Below are 19,546 nucleotides of genomic sequence, written 5' to 3'. Positions count from 1 at the left end.
AAGGTAAAGGAGAACGGCTATATGCTAAAGACAACAATGACAGGAATATATTTAAAGGAAATTGATAACGGATTTGAACTATTTTTTAACAATCAACTTTTCATAAAACATACAGTTGAAAAACCGAGTATATTTGTTGGGGTTGGAAAAGAAAACATTGAAATGTATCGAGGCAACTTCAATATAAAAGATTATTTAGTTGAACGTATTGGTTTAAGGTTTGTTGCTGTTACTCCGACTGATAGTGGTTATACAATTCAATTCTCAACATTTAAAGGCGGAGATCCAATCCTTCTTGTTGGTATCACAGAAGAAGAAGGACGTTTAAAGCTTGAGTATACGCAGTTAGATGAATCGATTAATCGTTTTTGGTTACGAGTTGTAGCTGATAAATCAGAAAAAGTATATGGATGTGGAGAGCAGCTTTCACATTTTAATATGAGAGGTAAAAACTTTCCGCTGTGGACTTCTGAACCTGGTGTAGGTCGTAATAAAAACACGTATACAACGTGGCAAGCAGATGTTAAAGATAAAGCTGGAGGAGATTATTACAATACCAATTATCCTCAACCTACGTTCGTCTCTACGAAAAAGTATTATTGTCATGTAGAAACAACTGCGTACGCAGATTTTGATTTTCGTAATCCACATTTTCATGAGCTTCAGATATGGGAGATTCCTAAATACGTATTATTTGAAACAGCGGATACGTATTTGGAGCTAGTTGAAAAGATGACGGCAGTTTTTGGTCGTCAACCTGAGCTTCCTGATTGGGTATATAATGGCGTGATTTTAGGTATTCAAGGTGGAACAGAAGTTGTTGAAGAAAAGTTAAACAAGGCTTTAGAGAAAGGCGTTAAGGTTGCTGGGGTGTGGTGTCAGGATTGGCAAGGTAAACGCATTACGTCTTTTGGTAAGCGACTAATGTGGAACTGGGAATGGAATCAAGATGAATATCCGAAACTAAATCAAAAAATAGTAGAATGGAAACAAAAAGGTATTCGCTTTTTAGGTTATATTAATCCTTACGTAGCGGTTGAGGGACATTTATATAAGGAAGCAAATGAGAAAGGGTATTTAGCATTAAACGAAGCTGGAGAAACGTACTTAGTAGACTTTGGAGAGTTTTATTGTGGTGTCGTTGATTTCACGAATGAAGAAGCGACTCAGTGGTATAAAAAGGTTATTCAAACAAATATGATTGAGTTTGGCTTAGATGGCTGGATGGCTGATTTCGGGGAATATTTGCCAACAGATGTAGTACTTAAAAATGAAGAAGATGCGAAAAAAATGCACAACGCGTGGCCAACGCTTTGGGCAAAAACAAATTACGAAGCCGTTTCTGAAGCAGGTAAACTTGGAGAAGTCGTTTATTTTATGCGAGCTGGCTATACGGGTGTTCAAAAATATTGTACGCTTCTGTGGGGAGGAGATCAAAGTGTCGACTGGTCACGAGATGACGGATTAGCTTCTGTGATACCAGCAGCACTGTCATCTGGTATGACAGGATGTGGATTACATCATAGTGATATTGGTGGTTATACAAGTCTTCATGGCAATAAGCGTTCAAAGGAACTGCTGCTAAGATGGACTGAGATGGCAGCGTTTACACCTTTTATGCGAACTCATGAAGGAAACCGTCCGGATGATTGCTTCCAATTTGATGGGGATGATGAAACATTAGAACACTTAGCAAAAATGACGACTGTGTATACAACTTTGGCGCCTTATACAAAATCAATTGTAAAAGAAAATGCTGATCGTGGTATACCTGTTCAGCGTCCACTGTTTATGCACTATGAACAAGATGAGAAAGCTTATGATATTCAGTATCAATATTTATATGGTCAGGACCTATTAGTAGCACCTGTACATCAAGAATTACAGACAAAATGGGATGTGTATTTACCAGAGGATGACTGGGTTCATCTATGGAGTGGTAAAGAATATCGAGGTGGAGAGGTTTCAGTTGAAGCCCCAATCGGTTATCCACCAGTTTTCTATCGTAAAAGTTCAGAATGGAAAGCTTTATTTAAAAAGATTTCTACTATGTGAAAAAATAGAAAAGACTGCTGGTTTCTTCCGCAGTTTTTTCTATTTAGTTAAAATACACCACACAAAGATAGTGATGTATGATATAATCATTATGATGAATGGGAGAAACAAGGGATAAAGGGGAAAAGTTCATGTTAAATACATCTGTCTTATATTTGCCAATCGGGAGAAAAACATTTGATATTGAAGTTGCAGAACAATATCGAAAACAAAGTGAAAGTTGGTTGCAAGCATCTTGTGCCAAAGTCATAGCGCCAAGTGAGATTCTTACATCGGTAGAAGAGCTAGAAGACTTTCTACAATCAATTCATCATGAGTCAATTGATACTTTATTATATCAAAGCGTAACGTTTGCCGATGGAGAGTTCATGGTAAAAGCGCTTGAATATTTTACGAATCCTGTTGTTGTATGGTCCGTTCGGGAGCCAAGCGTTGGCGGCCGCTTGCGATTAAACTCATTAACAGGTGGCAATAGTACAAGTAACGTACTTAGAAATCATAACCATCCGTTTTCATTTGTATTTGGAAATCCGAATGAAGAACAGCTGCAACATAAGTTAACCAAACAGCTTAATGTCATGCGCGTCATTCAATCATTAACAGATATGAAGGTTGGAGTAGTAGGGGACTATCCACCTGGCTTCTTCTTCTCACAAGCTGATGAAGATGAGCTGCATCAAGCACTTGGTGTTACTTTAAAGAAAATAGATTTGCAAAAAGCATTTAAAGAATGCATTACTATTCCAAAGTCAGAGTGGGTTGGAGAAGTAGATCGTGCTGAGCAACAAGTAATAGGGCTACAGCGCGATGATGAAACCGTACAAAAGTTTGCCCAATTCTCTACTTATATAAAACGAGAGATTGAGAAGGAAGGTTTTACATCGCTGGCTATGCGATGTTGGCCTGATTTTTTTAATAATCTAGGAGCAGCACCGTGCTCAACTCTGTCTCAGTTCACAGAGGATGGAATGGTAACATCATGTGAATCTGATATTCATGGATCAATTTCCATGTTTATCTTAAGAGAATTAGCAAAAGGAAACGCCCCGTATTTGGGAGACTTGGTTCACATTGACGAAGAGAAAAATTCAGCTGTATTTTGGCACTGTGGAGCTGGTGCTTATTCGTTAGCCCGTCCAGATACTGGAGCCACAGCTGGTGTTCATCCTAACAGAAAGATTGGCTTGGCAATGGACTTTGGCTTAAAAGCTGGAGAAGTAACGATTTTCCGAGTGAGTCATACACCAGATGGTTATCGTTTATTAATCATGAAAGGAACGGCACTTGACGTTGAACAGCCTTTTACCGGTACGTCAGTTGAAGTAGAATTAGCAACGGACGTAACGGAGACTTTATATGATTTAATGCATGCAGGCTATGAGCCACATTTTGCATTAGTATACGGTGACGTAGTAGATGAGCTAAAAGAGTTAGGAAGAATTTTAAACATCCAAACAAATTTATATAATTGATGTTAAAAGACTATAGGAAAAAGGGTGATAAAAGAAAGTGAAAGCAATTATAGATCCTACCAAAAACGTTGCGCTATATTTGCAGGTTAAAGATATTCTTGTAAAGCGTATTCAAGAGAAAGTGTGGCCTCCTAATACACTAATTCCAACTGAACAAGAATTGATGGAAGAGTTTGATGTTAGTCGTACAACGTTACGTCAAGCGATTACAATGCTTGTGCAAGACGGACTGCTGGAAAAAAAGCAGGGGAAAGGAACGATTGTCAAAACACAGCCATTAATAGGCGGAAGCTTAGGTAAGTTGAAAGGATTTGCAGAAGAAGCAATTGAAAGAGGGTTAACGCCTGAATCAAAGTTAATTCGAGCAGAATTTAAAAAAGACCTTTATTATGAAAAAACAAAGTTGAGGGTAGCTGACGATGAAGAAATTCTAGTCATTGAACGCGTACGGTTTGCTGATGAAGTTCCAATTGCGATTGAGAGGTCTTGTTGGCCGGTTCATATTGGACAAATTTTAAATAAAGAAGATTTAAATAGAGCTAAATTTTATGAGGTCTTAGAAAGTGAAGGAATTCTATTAAAGCGCGCAAAAGAAAAGATATCCGCAATGAATGCTACCATTTACGAAGCTGATTTGTTAGGCATTCGAGCGGGAGAAGCGCTCTTGGAAATGACAAGGTTGAGCTTTGGTTTTGATGATAAGCCTATTGAATTTACAACCACAAAGTTTCGTAGTGATAAGTACCATTATGATATTGAATTAACGAGATAATAAACATTTGGGGGAATGGGAGACATGGTAAATACGGCAAGCGTAAAGCAATATGGATTATATGTAGATGGCGAATGGATTGAGACCAAAAAGGAAATGAATGTTCTTGATAAATACACGCAGGAAACAGCTGCAAAGGTATCAGTTGCTGAAAAACATCACGTTGATCAAGCAGTTCAGGGAGCAAAGCAGGCACTTAAAACCTCATTTTCACCATATACGCGATACGAGGTATTAATGAAGGTAGCTGAATTGTTGGTAGCAAGAAAAGAAGAATTTGCACAGGTATTAGCTATTGAGGTCGGTAAACCAATTCGTGAATCAAGGGGCGAAGTAGAACGTGCTGCTCAAACACTGCAGCTATCTGCTGAAGAAGCTAAGCGTATTCACGGAGACGGAGTTCCTGTTGAATCCGCAGCTGGCTCTGAAAATCGAATGGCATTTACGGTTCGCGTGCCCGTTGGTGTTATCGCTGCTATTACACCGTTTAACGTACCGCTCAATTTGGTATGTCATAAGATTGGGCCAGCACTAGCAGCTGGAAACACTGTTGTGCTCAAGCCTGCTGAGGTAACGCCTATTTGCGCATTGAAGTTAGCAGCTCTATTTCAAGAAGCAGGACTACCTACAGGGCGCTTACAAATTGTAACAGGAGATGGTGAGCAAATTGGTACATGGCTATTAGATAATCCAGACGTTAATATGTTCACTTTTACTGGTAGTCCCCGTGTTGGAGAGCTCATTCGCTCAAAAGCAGGTCTTCGAAAAGTGGCGCTGGAACTAGGAAACAATTCAGCAACGGTTGTTCATAGCGATGCTAATATAGAACAAGCTGCTTCTCTTATTTCTCAGAAAAGCTTTAATAATGCAGGTCAAGTTTGTATTTCTGTTCAGCGTGTGTATGTACACCAAGAAGTTTATACAACATTTATTGAAAAACTAAAAGAGAAAACGCAACAGCTAGTTGTAGGAAATCCGATGAGTGAAGAGACTGATATTGGCCCGATGATTCGATTAAAAGAAGTCGAGAGAGTCGATGCTTGGGTTCAAGAAGCAAAGAGTCAAGGTGCAATTATTGAAGTAGGTGGAAAAGCAAACGGTTCATTTTATGCGCCAACGATTTTAACTAATGTAAAAGATAATATGAAAGTTTGCCGCCAAGAAATATTCGGCCCTGTGGTTGCTGTTGCGATATATACTGAGATTGATGAAGTAATTGCCAGAGTAAATGATTCAGAATACGGTCTTCAAGCAGGCTTATTTACAAACGATTTGAGCTTTGCCATGAAAGCCGCTCGTGAAATTGAAGTTGGTGGTTTAATTGTTAACGATGCATCGGCTTACCGAGTGGATCATATGCCGTATGGTGGTGTGAAAAACAGCGGTAGTGGTAAAGAGGGACCGAAATATGCAATAGAAGAAATGACGGAAGAGCGCATCATCGTTTTAAACCTATAATAAAAGCAGGGGCCTATGTATAAACAAGGCCTCTGCTTCTGTATAAAAACGTAATAGTGAAGGTGCAAACAATGGAATTTTTATTTGTATTAATCCCGATATTTGCAATATTTGCGATTGGGTTTATTGGACAAAAACGGATTGGATTTGATACAAAATCCATTTCCACAATGGCGCTGTACTTAATGTCCCCAATCTTGGTGTTCCGAACATTTTATACGACTGCGTTTAATGAAGAATATGCATATTTTATTTTATATACGTTTGGTCTTTGTTTTCTACTAATTAGCGTGGTATTTATCCTATCGTGGATAAATGGCTACATAAATTCACAAACATGTGGAATGATTCTAGCTTCTGCTTTTATGAATAACGGAAATTATGGCACGCCGGTTGTACTGTTGCTTTTCGGCGCAACAGGGCTTGAATCTGCTATTATACTGATGGTTATTCAGCAGTTAGTGATGTGTACAATTGGTGTATATTATGCTGCTAAAGGAGGGAAAGCGACAAGTGGAATAAAAGAGTCGCTGCGTGCAGTTAAGAGAATGCCAATTATATATGGCGCAGTTGTTGGAGGGATGTTTCAGCTTTTACATATAGAACTGAGCAAATCAGTTTATCAAGCTGTTGACTTAGTTGCTAATGCCGCTATCCCGACAATTATGCTTGTGCTGGGAATGCAGCTTGCTACTATATCCGTTCGAAATTTAGCCAAGAAGAAATTATCTTTCTCCCTTGCTATTAAGCTAGCTATTTCACCAGTTATTGCATATGTCTTAACATTATTCTTACCTGTGGATGATATGACAAAGCAAATTATGATTATCATGGCTGCTATGCCTACAGCTGCCAATACAACGATGTATGCCATGCAATTCGACACGGAACCGGAGTTTGTCTCGGTTGCTACACTATTCAGCACGTCTTTAAGCTTAGTGACGTTACCCATTGTGTTTTGGATTGTACTGTAGATATAAGTTAAAAGCTGAAAGGATAGATAATATGCAGAAGCAACAGTCCTATGTAATCAAAAAATACGTTAAGTGGCTTTTCATACTTACATTTATCGTTTTTCTTTTCATGTATTTACTCTATGGTTTTTCGCACTATGTAACCGGCGTTTGTTTTTTAATTTCATTTGTGACGGGCGTTTCATTTTTAATGAGAGAATATACGACTTATTTAGATCATTAAGATTCGATGCACTAACAACAGTTTACTTATATGTTACTATATTCATAGTGGAAAATTATAGGGGGATGATTGATGAATCAATTATTTACTTTATTTCTTTCCGATTTGTTAGCTACTATTCCGCTTTTTATAAGTATAAATCTTTTAAGAGTATAGGTTTACTAATAGGTAAAAAAGACATGGCATAAGCCATGTCTTCTTAATAATAGTAGCCATATGGTGGGTAGTAAGGGTATGGTGGATAAGGGTATGGTCCGAATCCTCCGCCGTATAGAGAGCTAGCAAGCAATCCGCCAGCTAATCCTCCTAAGAATGGAGCACCGAAGATAAACGGGCCTCCAAAAGGACGTCCGAATGGTCTGCCAAATGGTCGACCGAAGCCGCCTGGTCTGCCATAAGGTCTCCGAAAATCGTGCTGATTGTATACGTGTTGGTTTTGATACATAACAATACCTCCTTTTTCTTTAGAAGTATATGCAGCAGCCTATAAAACGTTTGGGCAATAATCTCGTTTACGTACATTATTTTTTGAAAATAAAATAAAGGAGAAAAATCTATGAATCTATATTCCGTAATGAAGGCAGCTGAAAGTGATTTTTTATCATTTTCAGAGCTGAAAAATCAAGTGCAGAAGCTTCATATTAAAGGAAGGCCTGATTTATATGAGAAGAAGGATTCATCTCTGTCCTACAGTGAATATCAACAATGGCTCGAATCGGCTGAAACAGAATTACTAGTCGTACGAGATCGAGAGAAGTCTGTGGTTGGATATGTCATCCTTGATTTTAAAAAGGCAGGACATACTAATCCCATTTTAAAAAATCGGTGCACTTTATTCATTCGAAGCATCGGTATTAGTGAGGATCATCAAAGCAAAGGAATTGGCAAGCTATTAATGAATGAAATTGTTAAATACGGCAGAGAAAAATCAGTAGATGCTATTGAACTAAACGTGTTGGAATTTAACGAACGTGCAATAAAGTTCTATGAAAACATGGGGTTTACTACTAAAAGCCGTCAGCTTGAACTGCTGTTTTAAAAAAGGAAGCGCTCAGTATAGTTATATTGAGCGCTTCCTTTTTATCTATTTTGCGCAAGCTCGAATAAAAAATCATCAAAGCTTAGGGAGTGCTGGCTATTATCTGAGCGCTTTCGAACGGCAAGACTGTTGTTGGCTACTTCTTGATCGCCGACAATTACGATATAAGGAGATTTTCTTAGCGTAGCTTCCCGAATTTTAAGGCCAATCTTTTCTTTGCGGCTATCAACTTCAACCCGTCTTCCATGCTGACGTAAGCGCTGTGCAACTTCATTTGCGTAATCTATATGAGCATCAGCAATCGGGAGAATTTTCACTTGAACAGGTGCAAGCCAAAGAGGGAAGTCTCCACCATAATGCTCGATTAAAATACCCATAAAACGCTCGATTGAACCGTAAATTGCGCGATGAATCATTACTGGGCGATGAGGGTTGTTATCTTCTCCGATATATGTGCAGTCGAATTTTTCAGGCATTTGAAAATCCAGTTGAACTGTTCCACACTGCCAGCTTCGGCCAAGGGAGTCTAAAATATGAAAATCAATTTTAGGCCCGTAGAACGCTCCGTCTCCTTTATTAATATCGTACGCTAACCCTCTTGCTTTTAAGACATTTTCAAGAGACGCTTCCGCTTGTTCCCACATGCTTAAGTCTCCCATGTATTTTTCAGGACGAGTTGAAAGTTCTATCTTATACTCAAAGCCAAACTGCTCATAAAATTCATGAACTAGCTTCAAGACACCATCAAGCTCTGCTTCGATTTGAGAAGGCGTAACAAATAAATGAGCGTCATCCTGAGTAAATGAGCGAACGCGAAACAAACCGTTTAAAGATCCGGATAGTTCATGTCTGTGTACGAGCCCAAGCTCAGCAAAACGAACCGGAAGCTCTCGATAGCTTCTACGTTTGCTGTTGAACAATAAGATTGCGCCGGGGCAGTTCATTGGCTTTAGGGCATAGCTTTGTTCATCTACGTTTGAAAAATACATGTTTTCTTGATAATGGTCCCAGTGTCCAGACTGTTCCCATAAATGCTGTTTCATCATAACGGGTGTTTGAATCTCTGCGTATTGAGCTTGAATATGCTTTTGTTTCCAATCGTTAACGAGTTCGTTTCGAATGGCCATGCCGTTTGGTAAGAAAAAGGGCATGCCGGGTGCTTCTTCTAGAGTCAAAAAGAGTTCAAGCTCTTTTCCTAGCTGCTGATGGTTTTGCTTTTCAAGTTTTGCGTTTCTCATGTTTTTCCTCCTCATAATTAAATAAAAAAAACCGCACTCATCCCAAAAGAAGGGACGAGTGCGGTCGTGGTACCACCCTAGTTTCACGACAAAAAAACGTCGTGCTCAAAAACGATAACGGATTTCCCGATTACGGATAGTTTGCAAAGCATTTCCCCGCAATAGCTCAAAGATGGTAAATCAACTTTGTTTCTAAAGGGCTCGCAGCCAAAGGCCCCAGTCTCTGGATAAAAGGTAAAAGAAGATTCGTATTCTTATCAACGCCATCTATAAAATTGTATAAAAAACCGCACTCATCCCAAAAGAAGGGACGAGTGCGGTCGTGGTACCACCCTAATTTCACGACAAATAAGCGTCGTGCTCAAAAACGATAACGGATTTCCCGATTACGGATAGTTTGCAAAGCATTTCCCCGCAATAGCTCAAAGGTGGTAAATCAACTTTGTTTCTAAAGGGCTCGCAGCCAAAGGCCCTAGTCTCTGAGTAGAAATGAAAAGTTATTCATGTCCTTATCAATGCTTACGGATGATTAGAATGGATGGATTTTCCTTAAGTCAAGAGGGATTTTTAAAAAAAGGAAAATAAAGATAAAATAACCCAGTTAAAGTTAATTATGGTATGATGAACAATACATATTCGGATGAGAGAAATAAAGGAGTGCTAGTAATGATTCAATTTCCGCGTTTAAAGCATGACGCTACCATAGGTGTAACCGCTCCTTCTTCGGGGGTTCCAGACGCTTTACATAAGATGTTTCAATCAGCTTGTGACAAAATGGAGGAGCGTGGGTACAAGGTTCAATGCGGTCAAACTGTTTGGACGCAGGTAAAAGCAAAGTCTGCTTCAGGTAAAGTGCGAGCTTATGAATTGATGAGTATGCTCAAAAACGAAGAAATAAATTTAATTATTCCGCCTTGGGGTGGGGAGCTTTTGATTGAAATTTTTGAGCACTTTTTATTTCAAGAAATTAAGCCAAAGTGGGTTTTAGGCTATTCTGATACAAGCTTATTCCTATTTGCGTTAACCATAAACACCGGTATTGCAACAGCTCATGGTCCAAATTTAGTCGATTTGCGAGGCGAGTACTGGGATGAGACGACCAAGATGTGGGAACGAGTATTACAACTTGAAGAAGGAAAGAGTATTACGCAGTACTCTTCTACTGATTTTCAAAAAGAATGGCAGCACAGTAATCCATCTCCTTGCGTCTTTCATTTAACCGAACCTACCGAGTGGAAAATGGTTGGGAACAAAGAGCTTGTGATTGAAGGAAGGTTACTTGGTGGATGTATCGACGTAATCCGTCATGCAATTGGCACACCATGTGGGGATGTTAAAAGCTTTCAGCAGAGGTTTTTACAGGGTGAAAAGCTCGTTTGGTATTTTGAAAACTGTGAGCTATCAGCTACAGACCTTAGGCGTACACTCGTTCAAATGAAGCTAGCAGGTTGGTTTGATTATTGTAGCGGTATACTTTTTGGTCGAAGCACTGCTAACCATCCAGTCGGAGGCTATACAGCTGAAGATGTGTATGAAGCCCTTTTAAAAGAGCTTGAAGTACCTATTGCATATGATCTTGACTTTGGGCATATGCCTCCTCAGCTTACGCTTGTGAACGGTGCTTTCGCCAAGGTAGAAATTAAAAATGGAAAAGGTTATATAAAACAAACATTTAAAAACTAACAGAGGTTGCATAATGCAACCTCTGTTAGTTTTTATGGCTGTAAGTCTAGCATAGCTCCATAATATTGAGAAGCGGTTGTGAAACAAATAAAAGCACAAAGCTCGCTAATCTCCTTATCGTTAAAGGCCTCTTTTAAAACGGCAAAGACAGTATCTGGAACGCTTCCTTTTTCTTTTAAAAAAACGTCTGCAAAGGCAATCGCCAGCATGGTTTTCTCATTTTGTTGTTTACGATTTGGCGCACCTTTTGCTTTACAATAAGCGCAGCCATTTTTTTCAGCTAATACGCGCCTTACTTCTTCCTTTAGCTGTGCTGATAGACTAAGAGTTCTTTCTAACTCATCACCTAAATCACACCATTTATTCATAATATCTACATTGTGACCTAATAGCCGTTGAAAAGGCGTGAATCCAACCCTAGAAAGTTCAATTCTTGGCATATTTTACATCCTCCTTTCATTTTTCTAGTATAGCGTAATGGGATAAAACAGACCCTTTCGTTTGAAAAAGAATTTAAAATAATTATTTATATATATAACAAATAATGCATAGATGGTTTTCAATTGAGAAACTATCAATTTTTAGAAACAGTTTATCTGAAAAAGTCATTTATTTAGATTTTTTGATATATTCCTAGTTTTTTCTAAAAGGTTATAGTATCCTTTTGGTAGAAAGATTCATCTTTTGTAAAAAAATGATAGATTTTTGGGGAATATGGTATAAAGGGGAATCGGTCAGATGGAGGAAAGAACAGGGAGAAAACAGAAATACCGGCGGATGAAAAAAAGAGGGATTTTTACTATTCTAACTTTGATTCTCATTGGCTATTTTGTCGTTGCCAATATGGATCGTTCAGAACCTGCAAGTAACAACGGTGCTTCAACGGAAAAAGAACAACCTAAAAAGGAAGAAGCTAAAGAGAAAAAAGCAGCGGCCGTCAAGAATGAAAAAGAAACAACGATTAAAATTAGCGCAGCGGGAGACTTTACAATTGGTACAGACGAAAGCTTTCCATATCAACAGTCGTTTCCGCATGAAGCAGATAAAAATGGCTTACCTTACTTTGTAGAACATATTAAAGATTTATTTGAAAACGATGACTTTACGACCGTTAATCTTGAAACAACGTTAACTAACTCGACGCAAAAAGCAGCAAAAACCTTTCGTTTTAAAGGGGACCCTTCCTATGTTAATATTTTAAAACTAGGAAATATTGAAGCTGTTAACTTGGCAAATAATCACATTTTTGATTATCTAGATCAAGGATATGAAGATACCATGAAAACATTAGATGAAAATGATATCGGTTACTTTGGATACGATAATGAGTACATAACAGAGGTTAAGGGTGTTAAAGTTGGTGCACTGGGATATGAAGGCTGGGATTCAAACGTTGAAACAGCCAAGAAAGAAGTTAAGGCTGGCATCAAGCGTTTACGCAAAGAAGGTGCAGAGATTGTTATTGTACATTACCATTGGGGAATCGAAAGAAGCCCTGTGCCAACGCAAAGTCAGCAAGAGCTAGCTCGCTACACGGTTGATAACGGTGCAGACTTAATTCTAGGACATCATCCACACGTTGTTCAAGGTATTGAAGAGTATAAAGGGAAGTTCATTGTATATAGTCTAGGAAACTTTATGTTTGGTGGAAATCGAAATCCAAGTGATAAAGATACTTTCGTTTTTCAACAAACCTTTCATTTGAAAGGTGAAGAGCTAACAGATAAAAAGGAAATTCAGGTTATTCCATTTAGCATTTCATCAGTAGCTTCAAGAAATAACTATCAGCCAGCGCCTTTACAAGGAGCTGAAGCAACTCGAGTTAAAAATAGAATTATTAATTTATCTGCCCAAATTACAGATTCAAACTGGCTTGTTTATGAAGGCGGAGAATAAAAGAAAGAGCCTGAGACATAAGTAGTTCAGCCTCTACTATACCTGAACGATTGAGAGTTCATAACTTTTAATCGTTCAGGTTTTTTTGTTGATTGTGAAAACAATGTTGGAAACAGGGTGGAATGGAGCGTAGGACACTCGACTCCTGCGGGAAAGAGAGGGAAAACTGAGATCCCGCAGCGCAGCGAGGAAGCTCAGGTTCCTCCCCGCGGAAAGCGAGTGACCGTAGCGCAATGGAACGAACGTGTTGAGACAAATCAAAGAGATGGGAACAGCTAGTGTTCGTCTTTTAGAAGCAATCATTTTGTTATGTCCCAAACTCATTTTATATTTGAAAATCCGTTTATAAACGTTTGAATCATGACAGTTAGGCTAGTGTTAGCATCGAGGTCTAGCTGAAACCCTTGCTGTTGTTCAATAGAGGTAAATCCGTGTAATAAGCTTCTTAATCCACGCACAAGGTGAATTTTTGTATCTTTATTGATAGAATAAGCATCCATCGATTTAGCCACAATTTGCACAACGGCTTCTTGATGAGTTTTAAGCTCTGGATCATCATGATTTGAAACGCGAGAAATTGCCTCATACAAACCAGGAGATTGTCTCGCAAAATTTACGTAAGCAAAGCTAAGAGAGAGAATAGCTCTTTCACCAGACTGACCAATCGCTGCTTCAGCCATTACTTTATATAATTGTTGTAGGCCATAAATGGCAAGGTGCTGTCGCAAATCTGCTAGATTAGCGATATGGTTATATAAAGAAGGAGTCTTAATATTTAATGCTTTAGCTAGCTTTCCAAGTGTTAAATTATCATGTCCTTCTTCAGCAATTAATGATAATGAAGCTTGCAATATAGTAGATAAGTTGATACCGGCACGAGGTGACATTAGATGTTCTCCTATTTTAAAATGTATTTTCAGCTTTTTGAATAGCTTTTAGCATGGCTTCATACGGATCTGTTATGCATGTACCATGTCCAACAGCTAGCAGCTTGGGATGTAAATCAGCTAATTGCTTAGCACTGTTCAGTGAACGTTTTTTATCCCATGTTGCAAATGCAGGAAAAGGAAAGGTAAGATTTAGCATTCCAGCAACGGCTATACCACCTTTTGTTTGAAAAGCATCTCCTGCAATTAAAAAGCGATTTCGCTCATCAAATAAAGAGATAGAGCCAGGAGTATGTCCAGGACTTGAGATGACTTTTAAAGAGCCAACGGTATCTTGTTCATAGAGTAAGCGGTCTGGAGAACTTTTTATTTTGTTTGATATTCCCCCCTTAATAGGCAGCATTCCTTCATCTTCTAGCAAGCGTTTATCTCCGTTGAGTAAAAGAGAGTCTCGAGCAGATATACAGAGCTGGGCGTGTGGAAATTCTTTTTTCAGTATATCTACTGATCCAACATGATCATCATGACCATGAGTTAATAAGATAGTTGTCAGAGGCTTAGAAAGGGATTTAATGACTTCAATTATTTTTGGTCCATGTGAAAATAATCCTGCATCAATAAGCGTTAGTTCAGCTTCTTCTTCAATAATGTAGCAATTAATAGGTAATAAGTTCGGAAAAAAAGTTAATTGATAAAGCGTATCAAATCGAGTTACTTTCATTTACTTATCAGCTCCATTCAGAAAAAAAACTAATATTGTTAGTTATAAAACTAATAATATTAGTTTTTTCTTATATTTTCAAGTATTAAGGTAAATATTTCTTTCTGAAGACCTACACAAAATTAGTTAATTCATATAAAATGGATAATTATAGGAAAAGGGGTGCGGAATGAAATTTCTTATAACGTTTGGAACATTTATCTTTACAACGAGTGTATTAATGCTAATAGGAGAGATATTTTCAATATCAATTCTTCGCTTTAGCTATGAATATATGAATGATGATACGGGGTTTGAGGTAAGTATTGGATCGGTTATGCCGTTTGTGATAGGGATAGCCATGGGGGCTGTTGTAGAAAAGCTGTATGAGCATCGCGTCAAGAAACATGCATAAGAAAGGAGAGGGGAACTTTGGAAATCATCTTTACAACTGTCATTATCGCTGCTTTAATTGTTTCAAGTCTATACGTTGTCCAAAAGAGAAAGAAACACGGGTTAAAGGGAATTAAAAGTGCTCTAACTCCCATCTGTTTTTCTCTTATTGCTTTATTACAACTAGCGGCATATTGGTTTCATTTTTTAGGTGTGGTGAGTGTAGCTTTTACGATTGTATTGCTGTTAGCCGGTGCTTATTTCACTAAGTATTCAATTGTTGAAAAACCAACGAGCTTAGAGGAATGTAGCATGGAGCTACATTTCTCTTTTTTTAGGAGTGAGTGGAAATGAAGTTATGTTTAAAGCCTTTGTCCATGGAGGATGAAGAAGCATTATATCAGTTTGAAGTCATCAACCGTACGTATTTCGAACAGTATGTTCCCTCTAGGGGTAAAGACTATTATTCACAAAGCGGATTTCATGAAAGGCTACGTGCGCTTATGCTTGAACAGGAGCAACTATGTTCCTTATTTTATTTGATAAAAAATGAGCATCAAGCTATTATTGGACGAATCAATGTAGTTGATATTAATGACGGAGCAGGAGAGTTAGGCTATCGGATTGGAGAAGAGTATGTTGACCAAAAAATTGCAACACAGGCAGTAAGAATACTTTTAGATAAGCTAGTAGCACACAAACAGATAAAATCTCTGCAAGCTAAGACAACAACGACAAACGTTGCTTCACAGAAAGTATTAGAGCAAAATGGATTTTTAGTTCAAAAAGAGGTAGAGAATAATAGTGGAACCAATTCTTCTTTATCCTTCATCCATTATAAATGGAGTCAATGAGTTCTTGTGTCAAATTAATGAGTTGCTTGAAAATCTTTTGTTTTTGTCGATATATATAGTGTCAACAATCGCTTTATTTTATGAAAGAGACGATTCCGACGTATTTTAACTCTCATCTGTCTCTATAACGACATGATGACATAGGAGGAAGTATAAGACTTATGGATATCGTTTCAAATACATATTCACTGCCGCTGGTTATACTGTCAGTTGTCATTGCTATTATTGACTCATTTGCGGCATTAAATATTGGCGCGCGTATATACAAAGCAAAAGGGATGTCAAAGTGGCTTTGGCTAACAGCAGGAGGAGTTGCAATGGGAGGTGGCATCTGGTCCATGCACTTTATTGCAATGCTTGCATTCCATCTAAGTATTCCTGTGAGCTATAAGCTATCCATTGTTGTTTTGTCCATCTTACCCGCTGTAATAGCGTCTGGTTTAGCGCTTTATATGGTTGGTCAAAAGACAGTCAGTACTAGACAGGTCATTATTGGGGGAGCTGTGGTTGCAGCAGGTATTTCAGCGATGCATTATATCGGGATGGAAGCCATGGATATGGCGGCGGAAATTATCTATGACCCTTGGCTATGGGGTCTATCCGTTATCATTGCTTTTATTGCTTCCGTTGTAGCTATACGTTTGTTATGCTATGCGCGGATAAATGAAGGAAACCCTAATTTTTGGTGGCAAAAAGGTTTAAGCGCATTGGTTATGGGAGCGGCTATTTCAGGCATGCACTATACGGGAATGGCCTCTGCCACGTTTACTCATACTCATGCTCATAACATGATTTCGACGTCTTTAAATCATGTGATTTTAGCCTACTCAATTGGAATTAGTACACTCCTTATTTTAGGCATTATCCTAATTAGCACACTGATTGATCGCAAGTTCGAATCACAGACAATTCAATCCGAGCGTAAGTTTCGATCCGTCATTGAATCGGCAATGGATGCAATTATTTTATCAGATTCAAACGGTTCTATTATTTCTTGGAATAAAGGTGCTGAGCATATGTTTGGCTATAAGGAGAGTGAAGCGCTGGGTCAAAATCTTAGCTTTATCATCCCATCTCGTTTCCAACAAGCTCATTCAGATGGGATGAAGCGTTATTTAAAAACAAAATTGCCACACGTCATTGGAAAAACGGTTGAATTAGTAGGGGTCAAAAAAAGAGATATCGAATTCCCGATTGAGCTTTCTCTAGCAAGTTGGGAGGAAGATGAACAAACATATTTCAGCAGTATTATTCGAGATATCACAGAAAGAAAGCAAGCAGCAGATAAAATAAATGAAATGGTCTATTTAGATCCTCTTACAGGGTTGCCGAATCGTCACTTGCTAAATGACCGCTTAACGCATGCTATTGATCAAGCAGTCATTAACAAATATATAATCGGCGTAATGTTTATTGACTTAGATCGCTTTAAGTATGTTAACGATACGCTAGGTCACGCTGTAGGAGATGAACTTTTAATTCACGCAGCGTCGAGGATGAATAAGCTTTTAGAAAAAATAGATACGCTTAGTCGTCAAGGCGGAGATGAATTCATTATTATATTACCGAATACGACAAGTGATAGTATCGCAAAGCTTGCAAAACAGTTGTTAGAAGCTTTTAGCGAGTCATTTATTGTTAACGAACACGAAATATTCATTACACCATCCATTGGAATTTCATGTTATCCATCCGATGGTCGAAATATTGAGTCATTAATTAAAAATGCAGACACGGCTATGTATCGTGCAAAAGAACAAGGAAAGAATAATTTTCAATTTTACACGCCTGATATGAATGAAATCGTCTCAACAAAGATGAAGCTTGAAATTGGGATGCGAAAAGCTCTAGAGCGGAAAGAGTTTGTGCTACACTATCAGCCTCAAGTTGATATTTCAACAGGAAATACAATTGGAGTAGAAGCGCTTGTTCGTTGGCAACACCCGGAGTGGGGACATATTTCTCCAGGTGAATTTATTCCAATAGCCGAAGAAACGGGACTTATTATTCCAATTGGAAAGTGGGTTCTTGAGGAAGCTTGTCGTCAAAACAAGAAGTGGCAGGAGGAATATAATATTCCCCTGCGAGTGTCAGTGAACATATCGTCGAGACAGTTTCAGCAAACAAACCTTGTTCAGATGGTAAAACAAACGCTAGAAGATAGTGGGTTAGCCCCTGAGTATCTTGAACTTGAACTAACGGAAAGTATCATTCAAGATTCAAAGCACGCAATTAAAACGATGCATGAGTTAAAAAGTATGGGGATTCATCTATCAATTGACGACTTTGGAACAGGCTATTCTTCCCTTAGTTATTTGAAGTTATTTCCAATTGATACCCTGAAAATTGATCAGTCCTTTACAAAAAATATCTTTGAAAACTCAAAAGATGCAGCATTAGTAGAAACAATTATCAATATGGCTAATAATATGGATTTGAAAGTAATTGCTGAAGGTGTAGAAACGGAAGAACAGCTAAGCTTTTTGCGTCAAAAGCACTGTGATGAAGCACAAGGCTACTTCTTTAGTCGACCGATTACTCCAGCTGAACTGTCAGAACAACTTCATGAAAGGCTAACAGTATCTTAACAAACAAAACCTCCCTTTGTTTAAAAGGGAGGTTTTATTGTAGATGAAAATCAAGGGACCCCATTTCAATACCATTTATGAGTATCGTTAAGGTGTGTACCCCGCTATAGTGTGTGCGCGTAGATAGATTTTTAAAGGAAAGCTTTCTTTCGTAGTGCTTAGATGAATATTTTTTGACTTGAAACTCTGCTAGCTTAAACACTTTTCTTGTGCGATTACCCCGTGATTTTACATAATCTACTGCATATTCAATACGAATTTTCTCTTCTGTTTCGCCATATAGATCAAATTGAAAAGTTAAAGAGCCTCCAATTGCTGTTTCGGGAGCTGAAAGTTGAAAATTTGAGATTGTCACTTGATGATTCTGGTCAAAGCCAAAAAGCTGTAGAACTTTTGGATGGCCATTTTTCAATAGCGTGCGACATGCATGTTTTAAAATCCAATCTGTGTGTGGGTGCTTATTAAGGTTAGCCTCAGTAAAAGTTAAAAGAAGATCAGGATGTGTTTTAGAAATATCATTTAAATTATTTGCTACGCTTTTACGTACATACAAAGATGAATCTTGAAGTAAGTTATTTAACACGGGAAACACCGGCCTTGGGTCTTGTTTAAATGATGGAATAGATATTCCCCAAGGAAGGCGAGGACGACAGCCTTCACTGGCAAGGCGGCGAACGTGTTCATTTTCATGAGTAGACCATGTTAAAAATTGTTCCATCATGCGTTTTTGATCTTTGAGTAAAAAAGGTCGAACCGCAAACTCTGAAGTAGAGTAGGTCGTGAAAAAAGCAAGCGCATCCATAGACATTTCCCATTCGTTCAAACCATATTGTTCTACATAGTCTGGAAAAGTAATTCCAGCAAGCTGTCCCTTAAATTCAGGGGCGACTTTATATAAAACAGCAAGTGCTCCGTGATAATCTAAAGCTAAATGTTTGTGTAGCATTGTGGTAATGTGTCTCATTCTTTCTTTTAATGATTGATTATGCCACTCTGCATGAAAAACACCTGATATAAAAGCATCTTTTGAAAATGAAGAATAAGCTTCTTCAATCGAATGGGCCAGCTTGTTAATAAAATGTTTATTATAGATATCTCTTTGTTCAACCATTAGTACACCTCTTCTAAAAAAATTGATAAAATATGGTAAAATAATTATTCTTAAGATAAACGCCCTCGTAGTTCAGAAGGGAAGAGCGCCGGAAAACATTGTAGCCGCCGGGTCGCAAGGTAAGGGTTTCAGAAGCACCGAAAAGCAAAATAAGCTGAAATGAGTGAAATTCTCGTTGGTGAAATTCCGTAGGGAAGCGTGTT

18 protein-coding genes and 1 other annotated feature are annotated in these 19,546 nt (G+C 38.2%); of the genes, 12 read left to right on the top strand and 6 right to left on the bottom strand.

Features of this window, described 5'->3' with window-relative positions; genetic code table 11:
• The first annotated feature begins 21 nt into the window (after positions 1 to 21).
• The 5 genes from LZP85_RS11930 (at position 22) to LZP85_RS11910 (ending at position 6,731) form a co-directional block, all read left to right on the top strand.
• Positions 22 to 2,055, top strand: coding sequence for an alpha-glucosidase (locus LZP85_RS11930; RefSeq protein WP_234561733.1), 2,034 nt, complete (start codon positions 22 to 24; stop codon positions 2,053 to 2,055).
• A 131-nt stretch (positions 2,056 to 2,186) separates the two neighbouring features.
• A complete protein-coding gene (gene sftI / locus LZP85_RS11925) occupies positions 2,187 to 3,527 on the top strand; it encodes a sulfoquinovose isomerase (protein WP_206782533.1) in 1,341 nt (446 codons plus the stop codon).
• Positions 3,528 to 3,564: 37 nt separating this feature from the next.
• Positions 3,565 to 4,299, top strand: a complete 735-nt coding sequence (locus LZP85_RS11920) for a GntR family transcriptional regulator (protein WP_206782534.1) — start codon at positions 3,565 to 3,567, stop codon at positions 4,297 to 4,299.
• Positions 4,300 to 4,323: 24 nt separating this feature from the next.
• A complete protein-coding gene (locus tag LZP85_RS11915) occupies positions 4,324 to 5,757 on the top strand; it encodes an aldehyde dehydrogenase family protein (RefSeq protein WP_206782535.1) in 1,434 nt (477 codons plus the stop codon).
• A gap of 71 nt (positions 5,758 to 5,828) precedes the next feature.
• Complete coding sequence (locus LZP85_RS11910; protein WP_234561732.1) at positions 5,829 to 6,731, top strand: AEC family transporter; 903 nt, start codon at positions 5,829 to 5,831, stop codon at positions 6,729 to 6,731.
• 422 nt (positions 6,732 to 7,153) lie between these two features.
• Here the strand turns inward: LZP85_RS11910 and LZP85_RS11905 are convergent, their stop codons facing one another.
• Positions 7,154 to 7,399, bottom strand: a complete 246-nt coding sequence (locus tag LZP85_RS11905; RefSeq protein WP_226639006.1) for a hypothetical protein — start codon at positions 7,397 to 7,399, stop codon at positions 7,154 to 7,156.
• 111 nt (positions 7,400 to 7,510) lie between these two features.
• Between LZP85_RS11905 and LZP85_RS11900 the strand changes: the two genes are divergently transcribed.
• On the top strand, positions 7,511 to 7,993 hold the full coding sequence (locus tag LZP85_RS11900; protein WP_226639004.1) for a GNAT family N-acetyltransferase: 483 nt from the start codon (positions 7,511 to 7,513) through the stop codon (positions 7,991 to 7,993).
• A 41-nt stretch (positions 7,994 to 8,034) separates the two neighbouring features.
• Here the strand turns inward: LZP85_RS11900 and thrS are convergent, their stop codons facing one another.
• Complete coding sequence (gene thrS, locus LZP85_RS11895; protein WP_206782538.1) at positions 8,035 to 9,231, bottom strand: threonine--tRNA ligase; 1,197 nt, start codon at positions 9,229 to 9,231, stop codon at positions 8,035 to 8,037.
• 303 nt (positions 9,232 to 9,534) lie between these two features.
• Positions 9,535 to 9,756 (bottom strand) — a binding site (T-box leader).
• A gap of 141 nt (positions 9,757 to 9,897) precedes the next feature.
• Between thrS and LZP85_RS11890 the strand changes: the two genes are divergently transcribed.
• A complete protein-coding gene (locus tag LZP85_RS11890; RefSeq protein ID WP_078989512.1) occupies positions 9,898 to 10,914 on the top strand; it encodes a S66 family peptidase in 1,017 nt (338 codons plus the stop codon).
• A 32-nt stretch (positions 10,915 to 10,946) separates the two neighbouring features.
• On the opposite strand, the gene LZP85_RS11885 is transcribed toward LZP85_RS11890, so the two are convergent.
• A complete protein-coding gene (locus tag LZP85_RS11885; protein ID WP_119542640.1) occupies positions 10,947 to 11,354 on the bottom strand; it encodes a carboxymuconolactone decarboxylase family protein in 408 nt (135 codons plus the stop codon).
• Between the two features lie 298 nt (positions 11,355 to 11,652).
• Here LZP85_RS11885 and LZP85_RS11880 point away from each other — a divergent pair, with 298 nt between their 5' ends.
• Positions 11,653 to 12,810, top strand: coding sequence for a CapA family protein (locus LZP85_RS11880; RefSeq protein ID WP_224840403.1), 1,158 nt, complete (start codon positions 11,653 to 11,655; stop codon positions 12,808 to 12,810).
• A gap of 320 nt (positions 12,811 to 13,130) precedes the next feature.
• Here LZP85_RS11880 and LZP85_RS11875 read toward each other — a convergent pair whose 3' ends face one another.
• Positions 13,131 to 13,697, bottom strand: a complete 567-nt coding sequence (locus tag LZP85_RS11875) for a TetR/AcrR family transcriptional regulator (protein ID WP_206782540.1) — start codon at positions 13,695 to 13,697, stop codon at positions 13,131 to 13,133.
• A 16-nt stretch (positions 13,698 to 13,713) separates the two neighbouring features.
• Complete coding sequence (locus LZP85_RS11870; protein ID WP_226639002.1) at positions 13,714 to 14,418, bottom strand: MBL fold metallo-hydrolase; 705 nt, start codon at positions 14,416 to 14,418, stop codon at positions 13,714 to 13,716.
• 169 nt (positions 14,419 to 14,587) lie between these two features.
• Here LZP85_RS11870 and LZP85_RS11865 point away from each other — a divergent pair, with 169 nt between their 5' ends.
• From LZP85_RS11865 to LZP85_RS11850, 4 genes are all read left to right on the top strand, one after another.
• A complete protein-coding gene (locus tag LZP85_RS11865) occupies positions 14,588 to 14,812 on the top strand; it encodes a hypothetical protein (RefSeq protein WP_206782542.1) in 225 nt (74 codons plus the stop codon).
• Between the two features lie 17 nt (positions 14,813 to 14,829).
• Positions 14,830 to 15,144, top strand: a complete 315-nt coding sequence (locus tag LZP85_RS11860; protein ID WP_242529494.1) for a hypothetical protein — start codon at positions 14,830 to 14,832, stop codon at positions 15,142 to 15,144.
• On the top strand, positions 15,141 to 15,644 hold the full coding sequence (locus LZP85_RS11855) for a GNAT family N-acetyltransferase (protein WP_206782543.1): 504 nt from the start codon (positions 15,141 to 15,143) through the stop codon (positions 15,642 to 15,644). Before LZP85_RS11860 ends, LZP85_RS11855 begins: the two co-directional genes overlap by 4 nt.
• A gap of 161 nt (positions 15,645 to 15,805) precedes the next feature.
• On the top strand, positions 15,806 to 18,232 hold the full coding sequence (locus tag LZP85_RS11850; protein WP_226639001.1) for a bifunctional diguanylate cyclase/phosphodiesterase: 2,427 nt from the start codon (positions 15,806 to 15,808) through the stop codon (positions 18,230 to 18,232).
• Positions 18,233 to 18,266: 34 nt separating this feature from the next.
• Here the strand turns inward: LZP85_RS11850 and LZP85_RS11845 are convergent, their stop codons facing one another.
• Positions 18,267 to 19,343, bottom strand: coding sequence for a DNA alkylation repair protein (locus LZP85_RS11845; protein WP_119543140.1), 1,077 nt, complete (start codon positions 19,341 to 19,343; stop codon positions 18,267 to 18,269).
• Between the last annotated feature and the right edge of the window lie 203 nt (positions 19,344 to 19,546).

This window comes from Priestia flexa (assembly GCF_021441905.1).
GTDB lineage: Bacteria > Bacillota > Bacilli > Bacillales > Bacillaceae_H > Priestia > Priestia flexa.
The sequence above is the reverse complement of the archived record's forward strand: the minus strand, read 5'-3'. Positions and strand labels throughout refer to the sequence as shown.

Bases quoted from the DNA above. Each gene is read 5' to 3' on its own strand.
- LZP85_RS11915 (WP_206782535.1), top strand. From the start codon at position 4,324: ATGGTAAATACGGCAAGCGTAAAGCAATATGGATTATATGTAGATGGC.
- LZP85_RS11930 (WP_234561733.1), top strand. From the start codon at position 22: ATGCTAAAGACAACAATGACAGGAATATATTTAAAGGAAATTGATAAC.
- LZP85_RS11850 (WP_226639001.1), top strand. From the start codon at position 15,806: ATGGATATCGTTTCAAATACATATTCACTGCCGCTGGTTATACTGTCA.
- LZP85_RS11870 (WP_226639002.1), bottom strand. From the start codon at position 14,418: ATGAAAGTAACTCGATTTGATACGCTTTATCAATTAACTTTTTTTCCG.
- LZP85_RS11900 (WP_226639004.1), top strand. From the start codon at position 7,511: ATGAATCTATATTCCGTAATGAAGGCAGCTGAAAGTGATTTTTTATCA.
- sftI (WP_206782533.1), top strand. From the start codon at position 2,187: ATGTTAAATACATCTGTCTTATATTTGCCAATCGGGAGAAAAACATTT.
- LZP85_RS11855 (WP_206782543.1), top strand. From the start codon at position 15,141: ATGAAGTTATGTTTAAAGCCTTTGTCCATGGAGGATGAAGAAGCATTA.
- LZP85_RS11890 (WP_078989512.1), top strand. From the start codon at position 9,898: ATGATTCAATTTCCGCGTTTAAAGCATGACGCTACCATAGGTGTAACC.
- LZP85_RS11875 (WP_206782540.1), bottom strand. From the start codon at position 13,697: ATGTCACCTCGTGCCGGTATCAACTTATCTACTATATTGCAAGCTTCA.
- LZP85_RS11885 (WP_119542640.1), bottom strand. From the start codon at position 11,354: ATGCCAAGAATTGAACTTTCTAGGGTTGGATTCACGCCTTTTCAACGG.
- thrS (WP_206782538.1), bottom strand. From the start codon at position 9,231: ATGAGAAACGCAAAACTTGAAAAGCAAAACCATCAGCAGCTAGGAAAA.
- LZP85_RS11910 (WP_234561732.1), top strand. From the start codon at position 5,829: ATGGAATTTTTATTTGTATTAATCCCGATATTTGCAATATTTGCGATT.
- LZP85_RS11905 (WP_226639006.1), bottom strand. From the start codon at position 7,399: ATGTATCAAAACCAACACGTATACAATCAGCACGATTTTCGGAGACCT.
- LZP85_RS11845 (WP_119543140.1), bottom strand. From the start codon at position 19,343: ATGGTTGAACAAAGAGATATCTATAATAAACATTTTATTAACAAGCTG.
- LZP85_RS11865 (WP_206782542.1), top strand. From the start codon at position 14,588: ATGAAATTTCTTATAACGTTTGGAACATTTATCTTTACAACGAGTGTA.
- LZP85_RS11880 (WP_224840403.1), top strand. From the start codon at position 11,653: ATGGAGGAAAGAACAGGGAGAAAACAGAAATACCGGCGGATGAAAAAA.